Source organism: Haloprofundus salilacus, from assembly GCF_020150815.1.
Classification (GTDB): domain Archaea; phylum Halobacteriota; class Halobacteria; order Halobacteriales; family Haloferacaceae; genus Haloprofundus; species Haloprofundus salilacus.
Genome location: NZ_CP083723.1, coordinates 1533604 through 1551926 on the forward strand (window position 1 = coordinate 1533604; position 18323 = coordinate 1551926).

Below are 18323 nucleotides of genomic sequence, written 5' to 3' on the forward strand. Positions count from 1 at the left end.
AGGTTTGTTTCGAACAACGATGATGAACTGCATCGGGTGGCGATCGTCTCTCGTTTTCGCTCAGTCCCAGAGCAAACAGTCGAGCGCGTTGCCGGCGATACCCGGTCCTTCGGGAACCGCAATTTCGCCGTCGGTCACCGGTACCGGGTCGTCGACGAGGTCCTCCGCGAGCAGGTCGCCGGTGGCGAGACCGCACGGCGGAACCTCAGGAATCGCGACGGCGACGTGGACGGCGGCGGCGCGGGCGACAGCGGCGTCGACGGTGGTCGTGACGACGGGCGCGACGTCGCTTCGCCGGAGATATCGCGCGAGCGACAGCGTCGGTCCCGGTCCGCCGAGCGCCATCGGCTTGAGAATCACCGCGTCGGCGTGCTTGCGGAGGTTCAGCGGGAGCGACACCGACGAGTCGTACAGCGTCTCGTCGAGCGCGATGCCGACGCCGCGGTCTCTCAACTCGGCGTGACCGCTCAGGTCGCGGGCCGCGAGCGGTTGTTCGATGTACGCGAAGCCGAGCGCAGAAAGCAGGTCGACGGCCGCACTCGCCGTCTCGCGCTCCCACGCGCCGTTGGCGTCGGCTCTGAGAACCACGTCGTCGCCGACGGCGTCACGCACCGCCCGGAGCCGTTTCTCGTCCTCCTCAAACGCCCTCGCGCCGACTTTCAGCTTGAGGCAGTCGAAGCCGTTTTCGACGGCCGTTTCGGCCGCAGAGACGGTTTCGTCGACCGAGCCATCGCCGACGGTGGCGTTGACGGGGACGGTCGTCGATCGGTCGACGCCGTCGCGCCTCGTCCCGAAGCGATCGGCGAGCCGCTCGTGCAGCGCCATACCCTTCGCGCGAGCCTCTGCGTCCATCCTCGCGAGATTCACCGCGTGGCGGGCCGCCGACCCGAGCGTCTCCGTGTCGAATTCGCGTCCCTTGCCTGCGGTGTCCCGCATCTCCTCCAACCGGGCGCGGCACTCCTCGTACGACTCGGTCCATCCCGGAAGCGGCGTTGCCTCGCCGATGCCGCGTACACCGTCGTCGGTCTCGACCCCGACGAGGAACCCCCAGCGCTCGCCAATCTCGCCCTTCGCGGTTCCGAGCGGCTTTTTCAGGCGTAGCGAAAACGGTTCGAGTTCGAGTTTCGCGCGCCGCATCTCAGACCACTGTCCCGAGAACCACGCCGACGGCGAATAAGACGGCGTACGCCGCCAGCAGCTTTCCTGTCCGCTCCAACGCCGGGTTCAGTTTCTCGCCCTTCGTCTCCGTGGCGACGGTTTTCGTGACTCGCACCGCGAGCGGGAACGTCAGAAGCGGGAGGAGAGCCGTCCACGAGAAGCTCTCGACGGCGGCGAAGTACACCGGAACGGCATACGCGAGGACGAGCATTGCGACGTACTCCGCCCGCGCGAAGCCGTAGCCGTAGCGGACGGCGAGCGTCCGCTTGCCCGTCGTCGCGTCCTCCTCCCTGTCGCGGATATTGTTGACGACGAGGATGTTCGTCGAGATGGCCGCGATGGGCAGCGAGGCGATAATCACCTCGAGCGGAACGGTCCCGGCGGGAATCCCCACCGTAAGCGGGTCCGAGAGAATGGAGACGGCCTGGACGTAGTACGTCCCCGTAACGGCGACGAGACCGAAGAAGACGAAGACGAAGACGTCGCCCAACCCGTGGTAGCCGAGCGGGTACGGGCCGCCGGTGTAGGCGATGCCGCTGGCGACCGAGAGCAGGCCGATGACGAGGATGGGGACGCCGCCCACGTAGACGAGATAGGTGCCCAAGAGAATGGCGACGGCGAAGGTGAGATACATCGCCCGCTTCACCTCCTCGGGTGCGATGAGGCCGCCCGCCGTCACACGGGTGAACCCCTCCCGATTTTCGGTGTCCGCGCCCTGAACCGCGTCGTAGTAGTCGTTCGCGAAGTTCGTTCCGATCTGGATGAGCGCCGCGCCGACGAGCGCGGCGACGGCGGGCCAGAAGGCGAACACCGAGTCGTGGAGCGCGAACCCGACGCCGACGACGACCGGCGCGGCGGCGGCCGGGAGCGTCTGCGGCCGCGCCGCGATGACCCACGCCTTCCGGCGCGAGATGTTCTGCGTACTCATTGGCTTCGTCTCGGAGCTAGGGTGTCGTCAAATTTGGCATGTCGGGTCGGCGACCTCTCGGGAAATCTCGTTCTCCTCTTCGAGCGCTGGTTGTTCGACGATTGGCGGGGGTTGAGCGCGCCGAAGGCGCTCGACGCCACCCGCTAAAAAAGTGCGTTAGTAGTGCCAGGGGAACTGGCCGAAGTCCGGCTTCCGCTTCTCTAAGAACGCGTCTCTTCCTTCCTTCGCCTCGTCGGTCATGTAGCCGAGTCGCGTCGCCTCCCCCGCAAAGATCTGCTGGCCGACTATCCCGTCGTCGACGGCGTTGAACGCGAACTTCAGCATCCGAATTGCCATCGGACTCTTGCTCGTTATCTCCTCGGCCCACTCGAAGGCGACGTCCTCTAACTCCGCGTGCGGAATCGCCTCGTTCGCCATCCCCATCTCGACGGCCTCCTCGGCCGAGTAGGTCTTCCCACGGAAGAAGATCTCGCGGGCTTTCTTCTGGCCGACCTGCCGGGCGAGGTACGCGGAGCCAAAGCCGCCGTCGAACGACGCCACGTCAGGGTCGGTCTGGAGGAACTTCGCGTGCTCCTCGGAGGCCAGCGTCAGGTCGCAGACGACGTGCAGCGAGTGGCCGCCGCCGACGGCCCACCCGGGAACGACGGCGATGACGGGCTTCGGCATGAAGCGGATGAGCCGCTGGACTTCGAGGATGTGCAGTCGACCCGCCTTCGCCGTCTTCACCGCGGGGTCGTCGTCTTCGGCTGCCTCGTCGTCGCCGCGGTACTCGTAGCCGGAGCCGCCGCGGACCGACTGGTCGCCGCCGGAGCAGAACGCCCAGCCGCCGTCCTTCTCCGAGGGACCGTTACCCGTCAGGAGGACGCAGCCCACGTCGGCCTGCTTGCGGGCGTGGTCGAGCGCCGCGTGGAGTTCGTCGACCGTCCCCGGACGGAAGGCGTTGCGAACCTCGGGGCGGTCGAAGGCGATGCGGACGACAGGCGCGTCGACGGCGCGGTGGTAGGTGACGTCCGAGAAGTCGGTGGTGACCTGCTCCCAGCGCTCGGGGTCGAAAAGCTCCGAAACCATATCGGAGGCGCGAGTGGAGCGTCCAAAAAGATTCCCGTCGGACGGTCCGGACACCACGATCACTCTCACGGCCGGTCGAGAAACAGCGCCAGGTGACGGACGACCGTCCTGCTCTCGAGTCCACCCGCGAGCGCGCCCGTGACGACGCCGAGAGTGCTGATGAAGCTCGCCGTGCGGACGAGGTCGAGCAGCGAGACCGTCGGAGCTTCGAGACTGGGCCACGTCTGGATGAGATTCTGCGGGAAGACCAGCAGCTCTATCGTGAGCATCAGCGCTCCGACGAACAGGAACAACCCGGCGACGGCCGTCACGAGCGTGAGGTAGACGACGACGTTCGTGAGCGCCATGTGCCGTGTGAGGACGTTCCGCTCCTTTCGGGGAAAGGCGAGGTTGTGCACCGACATCAGGTACGTCGCAGCGGCGACGATGCTCACCGCCGCAAACAGGGCGGCAACGCCGTCCGAGAGGTGGATACCGACGTCCCACGCCTCGGCGCTGAACACGAGGATGAGCGTCGGTGTGACCGCCGCCGTTGCCAACCCCGGCAGCGACAGCGGTAACAGCGGTGCTCGGTTCCGAACTAGCGACCGTCCCACTCGGGAAGGGTTTGTGAGGAGGCTGGAGGCGTACAGTCGAAGCCGCCCGGCGACCCCCCGACGGAGCTCCTCCTCGTCGCTCATCCGCTTTGCGTGAGCGCGTAGCGTCGGTCGACGGTCGGGGGCGAAGCTCGGGAGGTCCCGCCGGTCCGGATCGAAGTCGAAGGGGGCCATGACGGAGTCTTCGCGGTGGTCGAGGTCAAGTACGTGACCGAACAGATGCAAGAGCAGAGTCGCCCCGTTGGTGACCACCGTCGGGTCGTCCAACTCGCGCAGCGGTTCCCCGCGCGTACTCTTCACAAGCCGGCGCGAGGAGGCGACCGCGACCCGACTGACGGGCGACGTCAGTCCGGGGACCTCCTTTCGACGACGAGAAACGACGGGGGCATCGGTGACGACGAACATCGCGTCGTACGGACCGTCGACCATCGCCCGCGTCGCCGCGTCGAGGAAATCCGACGGTCGGCGCGCCTCGTCGTTCGGAAGCCGAATCGGGTGCTCGTCGTGGAACCGCCACGATGCGCCGGTCGCCCGTTCCAGCGTCTCTTGCGCCCGGTCGACGACCTCACGGGCGAAATTCTGCAAGCGGCCCGCCTCGACGCCCGACGAGTGAGCGACCAGAACGCCGACGTTCACCTCCGGCGCGCCGTCTTCGTCGACAGAGTCGACCGTGACGGACGTGTCACGCCGCTCGGCGTACTCACTGGATTCCACCATCGGAGGAGACAACGGTGCCGCGGGTGGTAAAGGTCGGTTCCGCTCCGACGCGGTTCAGCCGTAGCCCTCCGCCGTCCTGAACCGGTGAATCGCGTGACAGAGCCTGAGCAGCGCCGCGGTGGCGACGACCGGGACGACGGCGGCGACGCCGACGCCGACGAGATTGCCGGAGACCGCCCCGACGCCGACGCGCGGCCCCTCCGGGATCGCCGGGAGGAGTGCGAGGTTGGTCGCCGCCCAGAGCGCGACGTTGTACCCGACGACGCGAATGCCAGCCAGCGCGTACGAGCGCGGCGGCCACGCCGGACCGACGCCGAACCAATCGCCGCGGAACGCGCTCACCGACACGGCGAGCGAGACGAAGGCGACGCCGAAGACGAAGACGACGGCGGCAGCGGCGAGAAGGCTCTGTCTAGCCGTGACCGAGAGCACCCAGAACATGGCGGGAATCGTCAACAAGGCTACCGCGCCGCCGCCGGAGAAGAGGTCTTCCAAGACGCGACCGAGTCCGTCCGACTCCTCGCGCGGGCGGAGCTGTCGTTGCTCGGTCGACGGATCGGTGCCGCGACGCTGGGGGGCCATACGCGAAACATTCGGCTCGGAGCACCTAAAACTCCGCTCGTAATCGTAGCCGCTTACCGTTCGCGCAGCGTCGCGAGCGGCCCTGTCGGACTCGTCAGCGACGCGACGGCGACTACCAGTCCCGTCGTCAGGACGCCGAGCATAATCTCTTGGGTGATTATCAATGAGTACGCTAGTATCAGTACGGTGAGGGCGGCCGTGACGGCGGCGCGAGTCGACGAGAACGCACTGGAGAGCGTTCCGGCGGAGAGGAACTCGCCGACGAATCAGCCGGCGAAGTAGACGATGGTGGCCGCGAACACTCCTAAGAGCGGCCGTTGGACGATAATTATCGAGTAGGCGAAGACGGCAGCAACGAGCAGCCACGTCGGGACTTTCCACGCGTCGGAGGGCATTAACCCGAGGCTCTCGCGGACTCGTCAAAAGTTCGACGGTGCGGGTCGTCAGTCGAGTTCCGCGACCCGTTCGACGACGCGCTCGTGGAGCGCCTCGCGAGTCCGATGACTTTCCTCAGCGTCGGTCTGCATCTCGATGACCTGCGTGCCGCTGTTCGCGACGGACTCCGCGTACGCCTCGCGGAACGCGTCTCGACCGTCGACGCACTCGAACTCGAGGTCGTAGAGGTCGCCGGTCGCCTCGAAGTCGAGACCGTGTGGCGTCTTGAACTGCGAGGTGAACGGCGGGTCGTACTGCTCGATGGGGAGCATGTGGAAGATGCCGCCGCCGTCGTTGTTGACGAGGACAACCGTCGCGTCCACGTCACATCGCCCGAGCGCCAGCAACCCGTTCATGTCGTGGTAGTACGCGAGGTCGCCGACGACGAGCGTCAGTGGGTCGGTCGTCGCGCTACCCGCACCGAGCGCCGTCGAGATGATACCTTCGATGCCCGACGCGCCGCGGTTGCCGAGCGCGGTGACGTTCTCCTCGGAGGGCCGGGCGAAGCGGTCGAGGTCGCGAACGGGCATACTGTTGGAGACGAACAGCGTCAACGGGTCGGGCGCTAGATCGACCACGTCGGCGAGAATCCGGCCCTCAAACGGGTCGTCCGTCTCGTCGACCGCCGCCCAGTGCTCGCGGTCGGCCGAGAGCCACCGGTCGCGCCACGCCGAACTGTCGGGACCGGAGACGAGGCGAGCGACGTGCGCCGCGAGGCGCGAGGGGTCGGCGACGACGAGGTCCGAGGCCGCGAACTCGGCCTCGCGCCACTCGGCGGCGGGGTCGACGACCAACTGCCGGGCGTCGGTCCGCGCGAGGTACTTTCTGAGCGGTTTCGAGGTCGGCGACGCCCCGATTCGGAGCACGACTTCGGGATCGGGCCAGTCGGCGACGGCCTCGTCGGCGAGGAAGCCGTCGTAGCCGCCGACGACGGGCGTCGTGCGGACGTGGCCGCCGAACCGGAGGCCCGAAAGCGGGTCAGCGAGCACCGGAAATCCGGTGCCGTGTGCGAAGACGGCCATCGCCTCCGGGTCGACACCCGGGGGGTCGGCGGGACCGGCGACGACGAGACCGCGTTCGGCCGAGAGCGCCTCCGCAACCTGCTGGAGTTCCCGGTCGTCCAACTGCGGCACTCCGCGAGTCGTCTGGACGTACGCGCCGCTGCGTCCGCCGCGGCTGTCTCGACCATCGGCGGCGAGCGGCGAGAGGTCTGGGGGCACGTCGCCGTCGACCGGAACGGGTTCGAGCGGCTTGCGGAACGGAACGTTGAGATGGACCGGTCCCGAGGGGGTGCCGGTCGCCTTCGCGAGCGCGCGGTGCGCCGTCGTGCGGAGGCCGCGGAGTTTTCGGTCCGTCGCCTCGGGTTCGGGGAGGTCCTTGTACCACCGGACGGAGTCGCCGTAGAGCTTCTCCTGATCGATGGTCTGATTCGCGCCGGAGTCGCGGAGCTCCGGTGGGCGGTCGGCGGTCAACACGAGCATCGGCACGCGCGCTTGCGACGCCTCAATGACGGCTGGGTGGAAGTTCGCGGCGGCGGTACCGGAGGTACAGACGAGCGGGGTCACGTCGCCGGTTCGACGCGCCCGGCCGAGCGCGAAGTATGCCGCCGAGCGTTCGTCGAGGTGCGAGAAGACGTGGATGTCGTCGTGTCGGGCGAACGCGACCGTCAGCGGGGTCGAGCGACTCCCCGGCGCGATGCAGACGGCGGAGACGCCCGCCTCGGCGAGTTCGTCGGCGAGCGCTCGCGCCCACAGCGTGTTTCGGTTCGGCGCGGTCATTGCTTGGACGTTGGCACGCGCCGTCAAATAGGCGGCGTGATAGCTTCGAGTCGGTCCGGAGTCGGCCCGACGGTCCGGGGTCGTCGCCGCTGCCCCTCAAGAAGCCTATAACGGACCGCGTCAACGGGCGACCGTGAACGACGAAAACGCGCTCGTCGAACAGTACGATATCGACTCGAAGGACCAGTTAGACCACGAGATTCTCCACCTCGTCCGTCGCCTCCGACGCGAGGGGTACACCCTGCGGGAGATCGTCCCGCGCCTCCGCCGGAAGGCGGACTACTACGCCGAGTTTGCCGACGAGTACGACAAGTGGGACTACACGCCGTCGGAGTCCGACCAGGCGGTCGTCGGCGACGACGAGTAGCGACACGTCGGCGGGCGAATCGGAGAACTGGATCTCTCGACACCCTGCCGGTCAACTACCGCTCTAACTCGTCGAGAATCGGCCGCACTTTCGGCTGGAGCTCCTCCCATTCGGCCTCGGGGTCGCTGTCGCCGACAATGCCGTTGCCCGCGAACAGCGTCGCCTGCATCCCCCCAGCGACGCCCGAGCGGATGCCGACGGCGAACTCGCCGTCGCCGTCACCGTCGAACCAGCCGACGGGCGAGGCGTACCAGCCGCGGTCGAACGACTCAGTCTGGCGAATCGTCTCCAGCGCCGCCTCTAGCGGCAGGCCGCCGACGGCGGGCGTCGGATGCAGCGCTTCGACCAGCGAGAGGACGTGCGTGTCGCCGTCGAGCCTCGCCGAAATCGGCGTCTGGAGGTGTTGGATGTTGCTCAGTTTGCGGATGCGCTTGTTGCGGGCGGTCACGTCGCCGAAGCGCTCCAACTTTTCGCAGATGGTGTCGGCGACGAGTTGCTGTTCGTGCTGGAGTTTCTCGCTCTCCAGCAGCGAGGCGGCGTAGTCGGCGTCGTCCTCGGGCGTCTCGCCCCGCGGCATCGATCCCGCGAGCGCCTCCGTCTCGACGATTCGACCGTCACATTTGACGAGGCGCTCCGGCGGCGGACCGAAGAACGCCGCCTCGTCGGTCGGCTGAACGAGGAACCGGTAACATTCGGGGTACGTCCGGCGTAGTCGTTCGAGCACGTCGGGGATGTCGACCGCCTCGGCCAGTTCGAGGTCGAGCGCCGTCGCCAGCACGACTTTCAGCAAGTCGCCCGACTGGATGCGTTTGGTGACGCGCTCGACCTGCGTCGTCCACTCGGCTTTGGACGTGCGCCACTGTCGGTCGACGACGCCGGGCGACCCGCCGCTCGGACGCATCATCGGGAGTTCAGAGAGCGAGTCGCGCGCCGTCTCCAGGGACGCCTCGGCCGTCTCTGGCGTCGCGTCCGGATTGTACTCGGCGACCGTCAGCCACGTCGCGTCGTCGCCGCGGGTCAACTGCACGCGCGGAAGGACGAACGTCGCCGCCGCGAAACCGGCCCATGGCGGCGTCTCCTCGTGGTCGGCGTTGAACGAGAGACCGCCGAGCATCCGCGGGCGCGTCGCCGCTGGGCCCTCGTGGTCCACGTCGGCGAAGACGGCGTCGGCCTCGTCGCGGAGGCGGTCGAAGCGGTCGCGTCCCGACGCGGTGAGGTGGGCGGCCGCGCCGCCGCCGACGAGCTCGAGTCCGTTGGGTGAGGCCCAGTGGACTCGCGGGGCGTTCTGGTCGGCGAGGAAAGCCCGAAACGAAACGTCCGGAACCTCGCAGGACCGGCTCACGAGCGTCGCGTCCGCGTGCGACGCCGTCACCTGCTGGTCGCGCTGCGCCGGGTTCATCTACTCCCGGTTAGGACGCGAGGGTTTTGAACCCCACCTTTCGTCGTCGACCTTTACGCTGCGCGGACGGCTTCGCTCTCTCCGTTCATTCCTCGGTCCGTTCGCTCGGTCTTCGGTCTCGCTCGCGGCGAGTCACGTGGCTGTCTTCGTTGAAATTTAGACTATGACAGGTGTAACGTGCTGAATACAACGGATGTATCTCTCACGGATACCTCATGAATTTCGTCTTTTTGGCGCTGAGCCAACCGCGAAGTAGGCGTGCGAGGTCCGCTGTCAGAAAACTACTTCTCTTGTTGTGATAATGTGAGTAACAACCGAGCAGAGGTTGCTCTGAAAGCAACTAACGTAGCCCTAATCCAGTAAGAAAAATGACGAAGGAAGATTCAAAACCAGGAGGAGAACCAACTGTCATAACCAAGTGCGTCAACTGCGGGAACATCTATCCGGCGGAAGAGACAGGGAATAGTAGTTACCGTCCAGTTGGGACTGATGGAAGTTGTCAATGTGGTAGTGACGACTTTGAGCGGGCGATCTTTGAATGATTCGATTAGCTCACATCGATGCCGAGTCAGAGACCGATACGCGCTTTCTATTCAGTACGGCCTCACAAAACCGTCGCCGGACTAATATCTCAACTAAACCGCGTGATTAGCTGTACCGCTCCTCGTCCCACGGGTTCGCCGTGTTCGAGTAGCCGCGCTTCTCCCAGTAGCCGCGCTCGGGTTCGGTGAGGAACTCGACGCCCTCGACCCACTTCGCGCCCTTGTAGGCGTACTTGTGCGGGGTGACGACGCGGAGGGGACCGCCGTGGTCCGCCGGGAGCGGTTCGCCGTCGTACTCGTAGACGAACAGCACCTCCTCGCGCATGCATTCGTCTAGAGAGAGGTTCGTCGTGTAGCCGTCGAGCGCGTGAAACATCACGTGGACCGCGTCGTCGTCGACGCCAGCCAACTTTGCCAGCGTCGGGAATGTCACGCCGGTGAACTCGCAGTCGAACTTGCTCCACCCGGTAACGCAGTGGAAGTCTTGAATCTGGGTCTCCGACGGCAGTTCCTTGAACTCGTCGTAGGAGAACTGCAACTGCTCGTCCACCGCGCCCCACACGTCGAACTGCCACGACGAGGGGTCCCACGACGGCGTGCCGCTCTTCGAGAGCACCGGGAATCGCTCGGTCTTGCGCTGGCCGGGCGGGAGTCGCTCCCCGCTGAACTCTTCGTGAAGTCCGGTGACGTTCTCGGACATAGCATCCGTTTGGTCGCCACTCACCTATGGTTATCGACTCGACCCGTGGGTTTAAATAGCTCCGCTGATAGCTACGCGAAACCTGAACTGACGTTCGCGAGTTCCGTAATTATGTTCGTGGGATACCGTAACACGATTCGTCCTCGCCTCCCGTGAACGGCGTCAACTTTAAATACGGCGTATCCAAACCCTCGGTCGATAAATGCCGAAAGTAAAGCTGAACATCCCCGAGCACATCGAGATGCAGATCGCGCAACTCGTCGAACAGGGCGAGTTCGTCAACCGCGAGGAGGCGGTCGAAGAACTGCTCTCGACGGGCATGAAAGCCTACAAGACGAGCGGGCCGATGGACACCGACGAACCGGGCTTCGAAGACGACGGCATGATGGGCCACGAGGACGAGTACGTCTTCTAAGTCTGCCGTGTCAGTGTGGCAGAACGCCGCAATAATCCTTAAAACAGCAACGTTCCTACGGGTGCCCATGCACAAGGACGACTTGCTCGAACTGCACGAACAGATGGTGATCATCATGGAGTACTTCCGCTCGCAGGAGGACGTCGACTCGTCGCTGTTCGATCCCTACGACGAACTGAGCGTCGAACCCTCGCACGTCCACAAATCCAAGAGTGAGCACAAACACGCCGTCTTCGTGCTCGGCAACGCGCTGGCCAGCGCGATGAGCGACGACGAGTTCTCCAACGCGGGCCGCGTCGGCAAGCGAATGGAGGAACTCGCCGACGACGCCGAGTCCAAGATATAATCCGTTCCGCCACGCGAACGACTATCGTTCTCCCGTGCGAGCGACGGCCATGGACCAAGCGCTCATCGCAGGGAAAGTCGAGCAAGCGCACGCTGCCGTTGCCCAGAGCGACGCCGACTGCTGGATCACCTTCTGTCGCGAGACCGACGAAGTCCACGAACCCTGTCTTCCCTACGTTTTAGGCTTCGACGTGGTCTGGCCAACCGCCGTCGTCGTCGGTCCCGAGAAGTCGGCCGTCGTCCTCGGTCGCCACGACGCGCCGAACGCCGAGCGACTCGGCGTCCACGACGTCTACCCGTACGACGAGTCATTCATGCCTCCGCTCGAGAAGGCACTCGAAACGGTCGCGGCCGACGCCGGGACGATCGCCATCAACTTCGACCTCGACGACAACGTCGCCGACGGTCTCACGCACGGTCTCTACCTCCGGCTGCGGGACGCCGTCGGCGACGACTACGACTTCGTAAGCGCAGGTGACATCGTTCGCGAGGTCCGCGGACTGAAGTCGCCAACCGAGCGCGAGCGCATCTACGCCGCCGCCGAGACAACCGAGGAACTGCTTGCCGCGATGGTCGACGCGTGGGCCCCCTCGTGGACCGAATCGCAGATAGTAATCTGGATGCACGAGCGGATGACCGACCGGGGCCTCGGCAGCGCGTGGAGTTGGGAGTACTGTCCAACCGTCCACGCGGGCGGCGCGAGCGAAGTCGGCCACACGCTCCCGGGCGACCTCGAAGTGCCGGAAAACGAACTGCTGCACGTCGACTTCGGCGTCCGCCGAGACGGCTACTCGGCGGACATCCAGCGACTGTACGTCCGCGGCGACGTCCCCGACGGTCTCCAGTCGGCGTTCGAAGACGTTCGCGCGGCCATCGACGCCGGACGCGAGGTGCTTCGAGCGGGCGTACGGGGTCACGAAGTCGACGCCGCGGCACGCGAGGCGCTGACCGACGCCGGATGGCCCGCCTTCGACCACGCCTTCGGTCACCAGGTCGGTCGCGCCGCCCACGACGGGGGGACGCTCCTCGGACCGCTCTGGGACCGCTACGGCGACGCACCGCGCGGAGACGTTCGCGTCGGCGAGATTTACACGATGGAGTTGGGCGTCGACACCGAGTGGGGCTACGTCGGCCAGGAGGAGATGGTCGAAATCACCGACGAAGGGACGGAGTGGATCGTCGACCCACAGACGGAACTGCGGTCGCTCTGAGGGGGAGCGGCGGACGGCGGACGTGTCGCCGCCCAAGCATCAGGTTTGATACTCCGCCCCGCCCTGGTGCCGGTATGTTCGCGGTTCCGCCGTGGCTCCCCCTCTCCCAACTCGCGCTCGTCGCCGTCGCCGCCGTTTGTCTGTTCGTCGCGTGGCGCCTCGACGACCGGCGAGCGCAGCGGGTCGTCGCGCTCCGTTCGCGTCTGCTCTACGGCGTGCCGTGGGGGACGCTCGTCTCGACGCTGTTCGTCCTCGCAGTCTACCTGTTCGTGCAGGGCGGGTTCGATTACTGGTACCGACCCGTCGTCGTCCCGTTCCGGGCGTGGTCGTACCTCTATCCGACGGGAATACTCACCGCCGCGTTCTCGCACTCGGGGGCGGGCCACCTGATCGGGAATCTTGTCGGGACGCTCACGCTCGCGCCCCTCGTTGAGTACACGTGGGGTCACTACCCGCGAAGCGGGCGCGAGACGGCTCTCTCCGACTGGGGTTCGGACCCGCGAGTACGGGCGTTTCTCGTCTTTCCCGCCGCCGTCGGTGTCGTCGGCGTGCTCACCGCGCTGTTTTCGGTCGGTCCCATCATCGGCTTCTCCGGCGTCGTCTTCGCGTTCGCCGGGTTCGCGCTCGTCTACTACCCCCTCACCACCGTACTGGCGCTCTCGGCCAGCAGCGTCGTTGACCTCCTCTACGACTCGCTTTTCGACCCGACCACCGTCGCATCCTCGCGAGAGGCGTTCGTCTCGCCGTGGTGGGCGCAGATAGCGATTCAGGGGCACGCCATCGGCCTGCTCACCGGTGCGCTGCTGGCGCTGTGGCTGGTCGAACGCCGCGGCGACGACCGCCCCGCCGCGCTCAGACTCTGGACGGGCGTCCTGTTCTTTTCGGTCTCGCAGTCGCTCTGGGCGGTGTACTGGTACCGCGGCGCCGACAGTTACGTCCTTTATCGGGCCGCGGGTCTCGCACTCGTCTTCCTCCTGGCGACGCTCGTGACGGCGGCCGCCAGCGCAGGCGATCGGCCACTTTTCGATCAAGTCGGCGCGTCGGTGCGCGACCGCACCGCTGACATCCTCGGCGATGGGTCGGGGAGGCGGCTGCGGAACGGCGGAGACGGAGAAGCGGGCAGTGGAGGGCGCGGACGCGGCGGTCTCCGCGCGGTAACCGGAAGACAGGTCGCCGTTGCGCTGTTGCTCGTCGGCGCAGCGTCGATAACCGGCCCGGCCGTCGCAGTCAACATGGTCACGACGGCGGGCGAGGAACTGCCCGGCGAGTCGGTGCAGGTCCGCGGCTACGAGGTGACGTACGCCGAGAACGTGACCAACGGGATGGTGTCGGTGCTCGAACTCGAAGGGTTCGGCGAGTCAACGAGCGTCACCACCTCCGGCGTCGTTGTCCGCAACCCCGGCCGCAACATCTGGACGAGGGAGGTGTCGAAAGGGCGACTCGCGTTCGACGGGCGGTCGGCGGTCCGCGTCGGCGGCGTCGGCTGGCGCGAGACGGTCGTCGCCAACCGAACCGGGTGGTCGCTCGTCGGCAGCAACGCCAGCTATCGGGTGACGCTCGTAGTCGACGGTAACGTGACGCCGGTGTACGCGTCGCCGCCCGCGACGGCCGAACCGGTGGTCGCCGGACAGAACGTCTCCATCGCGGCGGAAGAGGAGGGCTTCCGCCTCGTCGTCGGTCCGGAGAACGACACCGTCTCCGCGCCGGTGCCTCGGCTAAACGAATCGGTGACGCTCAGAGGTGTCGAGTTCACGAACCGCGGCGGAAAGCTGTACGCGACGACGAACGGGACGCGGGTGCGGGTCGCGGCGAAGGAACGGTATCAGTAGGTTCGTCGGCGGAAAGGAGTCAGCAACTCGCGCTCAGGTCCACCGAATCCGAAACACCTCGGTGTCGAGGTCTTTCGTCTCCTCCTCGTGGAACTCGAATTGGCGGTCCAGCGTCAGCGTCGCGCCGAAGGCGTGCGTGACCTCTCCGCCCTCGTCTTCGGCGAAAGACTCGACGAACTCCCTGCTCCCCTGATTGTGGATCGAGTACGAGACGTCGGCGAGTTCGGAAGCCGTCCGAAGAAACGCTCTGTCGGCCCCGCGGCGGCCGTGCTGCGCGCCGAACGGCGGGTTCATGAGCACCGTCGTTCCCGACCCGTCGACGGTCCGGTCGCAGAGCGGCGCGCGCGTCGCGTCCCCGCGGAGCCAGTGAATCGGCGTCGTCGTCCCGACGCGTTGTTCGTTGTCGCGGGCGGTGGAGAGCGCCTCGGCGTCGAGTTCGACGCCGACGACGCGAGCGGGGCCGCGAAGCGCCGCGCCGAGCGCCAACATCCCCGTTCCAGTGCCGAGGTCGACGACCGTACGCCCGTCGATGTCGCCCTGTAAATCTGCGAGGTGGACGACGTGCGCCGCGATGTCCGGCGGCGTCGGGTACTGTTCGAGGCGAGCCTGCGGATTCTCGAACCCGGCGACGACCGCGAGTCGCGTCTCCAACGCGCGCCTGTCTCCCATCAGCCGAGAGTAGCGCTACCCGAGAGCGTAAGCGTGACGCCCTCGCGGTCGGCGCGTTCGCGAAGCGCGGCCAGCGCGGGTTCGACTTTCTCAGTCGCGCACACCTCGTCGACGACGACGTCGAGGCGGCCGGCGCCGAGGAACGCGGCGGCGCGGATGTGGTTGCGAAGTCGGTCGACTTCCTGTTGAGTCGCTAGCGAGCAGTCCTCGTCGAAACGCGCCTCGACGGCGAGCGTCGCCGGTTGGTAGCCTTCGTCGCCCAACTTGGCCTTCAGGTCTCGGAGGTACGACGGCGCGGTCGAATCAAGCGTCGTCGCGTCGAGACGAACCGGAGTGACGTCGGCCGGACGACAGCCGTCGACTGCCTGCTGGACGTTCCGCGAACGGGTGGTACTCATGCTACGTCGGGATACCTTTTGGTTATACAAAAATCTTTGTAAATGCGCAGTACTCATACTGTGGACGCGAAGAGTACCGCAGACGTGTCGGTTCGGACGGGTGTCACGAACACTAATGTCCGATGCTGACATAACGTCTCACGGGGGTCACACGCTCCAGCCCCCACTCCCCTCGAATCCGGCGCCTGTCGACTACGAGACTCCCGTCGCGTCGACGGCGCCGGATCTCCCTGTTGAACTATTTCGAACTGGAATTTCAGACTCAATTACAGGTGAGTGAGCGGCCACCCGAATTTACACATCCCATACATAAATAGTCAAACATGGGAGCAGGCGTCGCCTTGTGAGTTCTTGTCAGTCAGAAATCTGTTACAAAGGTTTAAACCTTCCGTTGCCCACAAGCTTTTTATGGAACGTCCGAGTCGGCAGCGTCAGCGAGAGCAGCAAGCGGAACAGACGTCGGACGAGTCCCTGGAGTGTCCGGAATGTAGTTCTACTGATGTTATCACGGACGCGGATCAGGGTGAACTCGTCTGCGACGACTGTGGTCTCGTCATCGACGAGCGCTCTATCGACCGGGGTCCGGAGTGGCGGGCGTTCAACCACTCCGAGCGCCAGTCGAAGTCTCGTGTCGGTGCACCAATCACCGAGACGATGCACGACCGGGGACTGACGACGACGATTGACTGGAAGGACAAGGACGCCTACGGGCGTTCGCTCTCGTCCGAAAAACGTAGTCAGATGCACCGATTGCGCAAGTGGCAGGAGCGCATCCGTACCAAGGACGCGGGCGAGCGCAACCTCCAGTTCGCGCTCTCCGAGATCGACCGGATGGCCTCCGCACTCGGCGTCCCGCGCTCGGTTCGCGAAGTCGCGTCGGTCATCTACCGCCGTGCGCTCAACGAGGATCTCATCCGCGGCCGTTCCATCGAGGGCGTCGCCACGAGCGCGCTGTACGCCGCCTGCCGACAGGAAGGAATTCCGCGAAGCCTCGACGAAGTTGCCGAAGTATCCCGCGTACCGCAGAAAGAGATCGGACGAACGTATCGCTACATCTCCCAGGAGCTCGGGCTCGAACTGAAACCCGTCGACCCCAAGCAGTTCGTCCCGCGGTTCGCCTCCGCGCTCGACCTCTCCGAGGAAGTGCAGGCGAAAGCGACCGAAATCATCGATGTCTCCGCCGAGCAGGGTCTGCTCTCGGGGAAGTCGCCGACTGGATTCGCCGCCGCCGCCATCTACGCGGCGTCACTGCTGTGCAACGAGAAGAAGACCCAGCGCGAAGTCGCCGACGTCGCGCAGGTGACCGAAGTCACCATCCGCAACCGATATCAGGAACAGATCGAAGCAATGGGCTTCCGCTGAACAGTCTGCAATCCGAAACGACCTCTCGCGTTCTCGACGGCGGTGACGCGACCGCCGCAAAATCATTCACGTACTTGCCAGCAGTGCGTCCGTCACCCTCGAGGACGTGTGAGACTGCGGAGACGTCCGGCCGCTCACTGTAGCACGAAGACGAACACTTCGCGGTTCCACAGACCGAGTTCGTAGCCCGTTGACTCGTACCCCTCCAGTTGCCGCGCGACCTGACTCCGGTTCTCGGTGTCGACGACGACGACGGCGGGTGTTCCGGTAACTGTCTCCAGGTCGCTCGGCGCGGCGACGCTCGTCTGTTGCGCGCCGAGGCGCTCGAAGTACCACGGCAACGGGAGGCGATTGCCCCACGCGTCGGAGACCGGCGGTTGCAAGTCGCCGTCGGCGCTGGAGGTGTAGAACGCCTCGCCGACGTAGACGACATCCGGACCCTCTGTGCGCTCCATCGCCGCGGAAGCGTTTTCGAGCATCGGTTCGAGCGGCTGCGAGGGCTGTGCGTACTGAGCGAGGCGGTCGTTGGGTCCCGGCGGCCCGTAGGCGTTCGTAGCGGCGACGCCGCCGACGTGGGCCAGCAGAACCATCGAGACGAGTGCGACCGCCCCGACACGGGCCGCTTGGTCGCGCGCAAGTCCGATTCGTGCGACCCGGGCGAGCGCGGCCGCACCGAGCGCTGCCGGGAGCGTCAGCGCGACGACAGTGTGGACGACGAGCCACGGGGCGAACTGTTCTGCGAGCGTCGGAACGAGGAGAAGCGAGACGCCCGCCCAGAAGGCGAAGAAGTGGAGCAGCGGTCGCCGACCCCCCGTCAGATACCGGTCGTAGAAGAACGCGCCGGCGGCCAGCGCCAACACCGGCAGCGACACCGCCGCCAGCAGTTCGCCGTAGTCAGCAAGGTACGGGAGCAGTTCGTGCCCGTTCGTCCGCCGGTAGTCGATTCGGACGGCCCAGAACTTCCGGAACGAGCCGAGAAACGCCGATTCGACGGTCGTCGGAAGCGTCGTGAGGTTCCAGAGACCGACATCGCCGGAGTCGCCCGCACGGGGCGCGTAGAAGAAGAACAGCACGCCGAGTAGAACGAACAGCGAGCGCGCGAGCGGCGTCGCCCACGAGACGAGCGCGCGCCACGCGCGTTCGGCCGTCTCGACCGGGTTCGCGTCGCCGCGGACGCGGAGATGGTCGAACGTCAGAAACGCCGCGAACGCCCAACAGAACAGCGTGACGACGGCGAACCCCGAGGTGGCGAGCGCGAGACCGACCGCGCCGACGCTGACGTAGAGATACCGGCGACGCCCACCGTCGACGACCCGGAGGAAGCAGCCGACAGCGAGCAACGCGAACGCGGCGAGAAGTACCTCGCCGCGGGCGAACCGGGAGTAGTAGAGCAACACCGGTTCGACGGCGAGGACGAGCGCGAACGCGACCGTCTCGTCATCGCGGAGACGGCTTCGGTAGAGGAGCGCGACGAGCGGGAGCAGCCCGCCGACGAGGGCGACGACGAGGCGACCGGTGAAGTCGTTTGCGCCGAGGAGCGCGAACACGTGGCGGTTCACGAGCGGAAGGAACGTCCCGCCGGCAACGGGACGGTACTCGAACGCGCCTGAGTCGAGGTAGCGAAGCGTCCAGTAGCCGACTCGCGCCTCGTCCCAGTGGAACGCTCTGGCCCCGAGACCGACGAGGCGGGCGACGAGAGCGACGACCGCGAGACCGACGACGGCGAGAGTCGCTCGGTCGAACCGGGTGAAGGCGGCGTCGTCGCGAGGATTCATGTCCATTCCTGCCGCACCGTGGGGTAGAAGCCTTTCGGGTTCTCGTCGC

General features: G+C 66.1%; 18 protein-coding genes. 6 read left to right on the top strand and 12 right to left on the bottom strand.

The features are described from left to right. Nucleotides 1–60: 60 nt before the first annotated feature. From LAQ58_RS07830 to menD, 7 genes are all read right to left on the bottom strand, one after another. On the bottom strand, nucleotides 61–1137 hold the full coding sequence (locus LAQ58_RS07830) for a mandelate racemase/muconate lactonizing enzyme family protein (protein WP_224450040.1): 1077 nt from the start codon (nucleotides 1135–1137) through the stop codon (nucleotides 61–63). Between the two features lies 1 nt (nucleotide 1138). After that, a complete protein-coding gene (locus LAQ58_RS07835) occupies nucleotides 1139–2086 on the bottom strand; it encodes a 1,4-dihydroxy-2-naphthoate polyprenyltransferase (protein ID WP_224450041.1) in 948 nt (315 codons plus the stop codon). 156 nt (nucleotides 2087–2242) lie between these two features. Beyond that, nucleotides 2243–3154, bottom strand: a complete 912-nt coding sequence (locus tag LAQ58_RS07840) for a 1,4-dihydroxy-2-naphthoyl-CoA synthase (protein ID WP_224450042.1) — start codon at nucleotides 3152–3154, stop codon at nucleotides 2243–2245. 65 nt (nucleotides 3155–3219) lie between these two features. Then, a complete protein-coding gene (locus LAQ58_RS07845) occupies nucleotides 3220–4467 on the bottom strand; it encodes a hypothetical protein (RefSeq protein WP_224450043.1) in 1248 nt (415 codons plus the stop codon). A gap of 54 nt (nucleotides 4468–4521) precedes the next feature. After that, the gene (locus LAQ58_RS07850) at nucleotides 4522–5049 is read right to left on the bottom strand and encodes a DUF8215 family protein (RefSeq protein ID WP_224450044.1); all 528 of its coding nucleotides are present in this window, start codon (nucleotides 5047–5049) and stop codon (nucleotides 4522–4524) included. Nucleotides 5050–5315: 266 nt separating this feature from the next. Then, nucleotides 5316–5444, bottom strand: coding sequence for a hypothetical protein (locus tag LAQ58_RS18915; RefSeq protein ID WP_255595049.1), 129 nt, complete (start codon nucleotides 5442–5444; stop codon nucleotides 5316–5318). A gap of 48 nt (nucleotides 5445–5492) precedes the next feature. Continuing rightward, entirely contained in the window at nucleotides 5493–7262 is a 1770-nt protein-coding gene (gene menD / locus LAQ58_RS07855; RefSeq protein WP_224450045.1) for a 2-succinyl-5-enolpyruvyl-6-hydroxy-3-cyclohexene-1-carboxylic-acid synthase, read from the bottom strand. Between the two features lie 133 nt (nucleotides 7263–7395). Between menD and LAQ58_RS07860 the strand changes: the two genes are divergently transcribed. Beyond that, nucleotides 7396–7629 carry a hypothetical protein gene (locus LAQ58_RS07860; protein ID WP_224450046.1) on the top strand — a complete coding sequence of 78 codons (234 nt, stop codon included), beginning with the start codon at nucleotides 7396–7398 and terminating at the stop codon, nucleotides 7627–7629. Nucleotides 7630–7684: 55 nt separating this feature from the next. On the opposite strand, the gene LAQ58_RS07865 is transcribed toward LAQ58_RS07860, so the two are convergent. Continuing rightward, nucleotides 7685–9028: an isochorismate synthase gene (locus LAQ58_RS07865; RefSeq protein WP_224450047.1), complete on the bottom strand. Its 1344-nt coding sequence runs from the start codon at nucleotides 9026–9028 to the stop codon at nucleotides 7685–7687. A 648-nt stretch (nucleotides 9029–9676) separates the two neighbouring features. After that, nucleotides 9677–10270 carry a sulfite oxidase-like oxidoreductase gene (locus LAQ58_RS07870; RefSeq protein ID WP_224450141.1) on the bottom strand — a complete coding sequence of 198 codons (594 nt, stop codon included), beginning with the start codon at nucleotides 10268–10270 and terminating at the stop codon, nucleotides 9677–9679. 202 nt (nucleotides 10271–10472) lie between these two features. Here LAQ58_RS07870 and LAQ58_RS07875 point away from each other — a divergent pair, with 202 nt between their 5' ends. The 4 genes from LAQ58_RS07875 (at nucleotide 10473) to LAQ58_RS07890 (ending at nucleotide 14070) form a co-directional block, all read left to right on the top strand. After that, nucleotides 10473–10685, top strand: coding sequence for a DUF7120 family protein (locus tag LAQ58_RS07875; RefSeq protein ID WP_224450048.1), 213 nt, complete (start codon nucleotides 10473–10475; stop codon nucleotides 10683–10685). A 67-nt stretch (nucleotides 10686–10752) separates the two neighbouring features. Continuing rightward, the gene (locus LAQ58_RS07880) at nucleotides 10753–11031 is read left to right on the top strand and encodes a UPF0058 family protein (protein WP_224450049.1); all 279 of its coding nucleotides are present in this window, start codon (nucleotides 10753–10755) and stop codon (nucleotides 11029–11031) included. Between the two features lie 49 nt (nucleotides 11032–11080). After that, the gene (locus LAQ58_RS07885) at nucleotides 11081–12241 is read left to right on the top strand and encodes a M24 family metallopeptidase (RefSeq protein WP_224450050.1); all 1161 of its coding nucleotides are present in this window, start codon (nucleotides 11081–11083) and stop codon (nucleotides 12239–12241) included. Nucleotides 12242–12315: 74 nt separating this feature from the next. Continuing rightward, nucleotides 12316–14070 (top strand): rhomboid family intramembrane serine protease, encoded by a 1755-nt coding sequence (locus LAQ58_RS07890; RefSeq protein ID WP_224450051.1) that lies wholly within the window; start codon nucleotides 12316–12318, stop codon nucleotides 14068–14070. 33 nt (nucleotides 14071–14103) lie between these two features. Here LAQ58_RS07890 and LAQ58_RS07895 read toward each other — a convergent pair whose 3' ends face one another. Together LAQ58_RS07895 and LAQ58_RS07900 are read right to left on the bottom strand one after the other, a co-directional pair. Beyond that, complete coding sequence (locus LAQ58_RS07895; protein ID WP_224450052.1) at nucleotides 14104–14739, bottom strand: METTL5 family protein; 636 nt, start codon at nucleotides 14737–14739, stop codon at nucleotides 14104–14106. After that, entirely contained in the window at nucleotides 14739–15137 is a 399-nt protein-coding gene (locus tag LAQ58_RS07900; protein WP_224450053.1) for a DUF7961 family protein, read from the bottom strand. The genes LAQ58_RS07895 and LAQ58_RS07900 overlap by 1 nt, the downstream gene beginning before the upstream one ends. A gap of 408 nt (nucleotides 15138–15545) precedes the next feature. On the opposite strand from LAQ58_RS07900, the gene LAQ58_RS07905 reads away from it, so the two are divergent. After that, nucleotides 15546–16499, top strand: a complete 954-nt coding sequence (locus LAQ58_RS07905) for a transcription initiation factor IIB (RefSeq protein WP_224450054.1) — start codon at nucleotides 15546–15548, stop codon at nucleotides 16497–16499. A gap of 134 nt (nucleotides 16500–16633) precedes the next feature. Here the strand turns inward: LAQ58_RS07905 and LAQ58_RS07910 are convergent, their stop codons facing one another. After that, nucleotides 16634–18274 carry a flippase activity-associated protein Agl23 gene (locus tag LAQ58_RS07910; protein ID WP_224450055.1) on the bottom strand — a complete coding sequence of 547 codons (1641 nt, stop codon included), beginning with the start codon at nucleotides 18272–18274 and terminating at the stop codon, nucleotides 16634–16636. Between the last annotated feature and the right edge of the window lie 49 nt (nucleotides 18275–18323).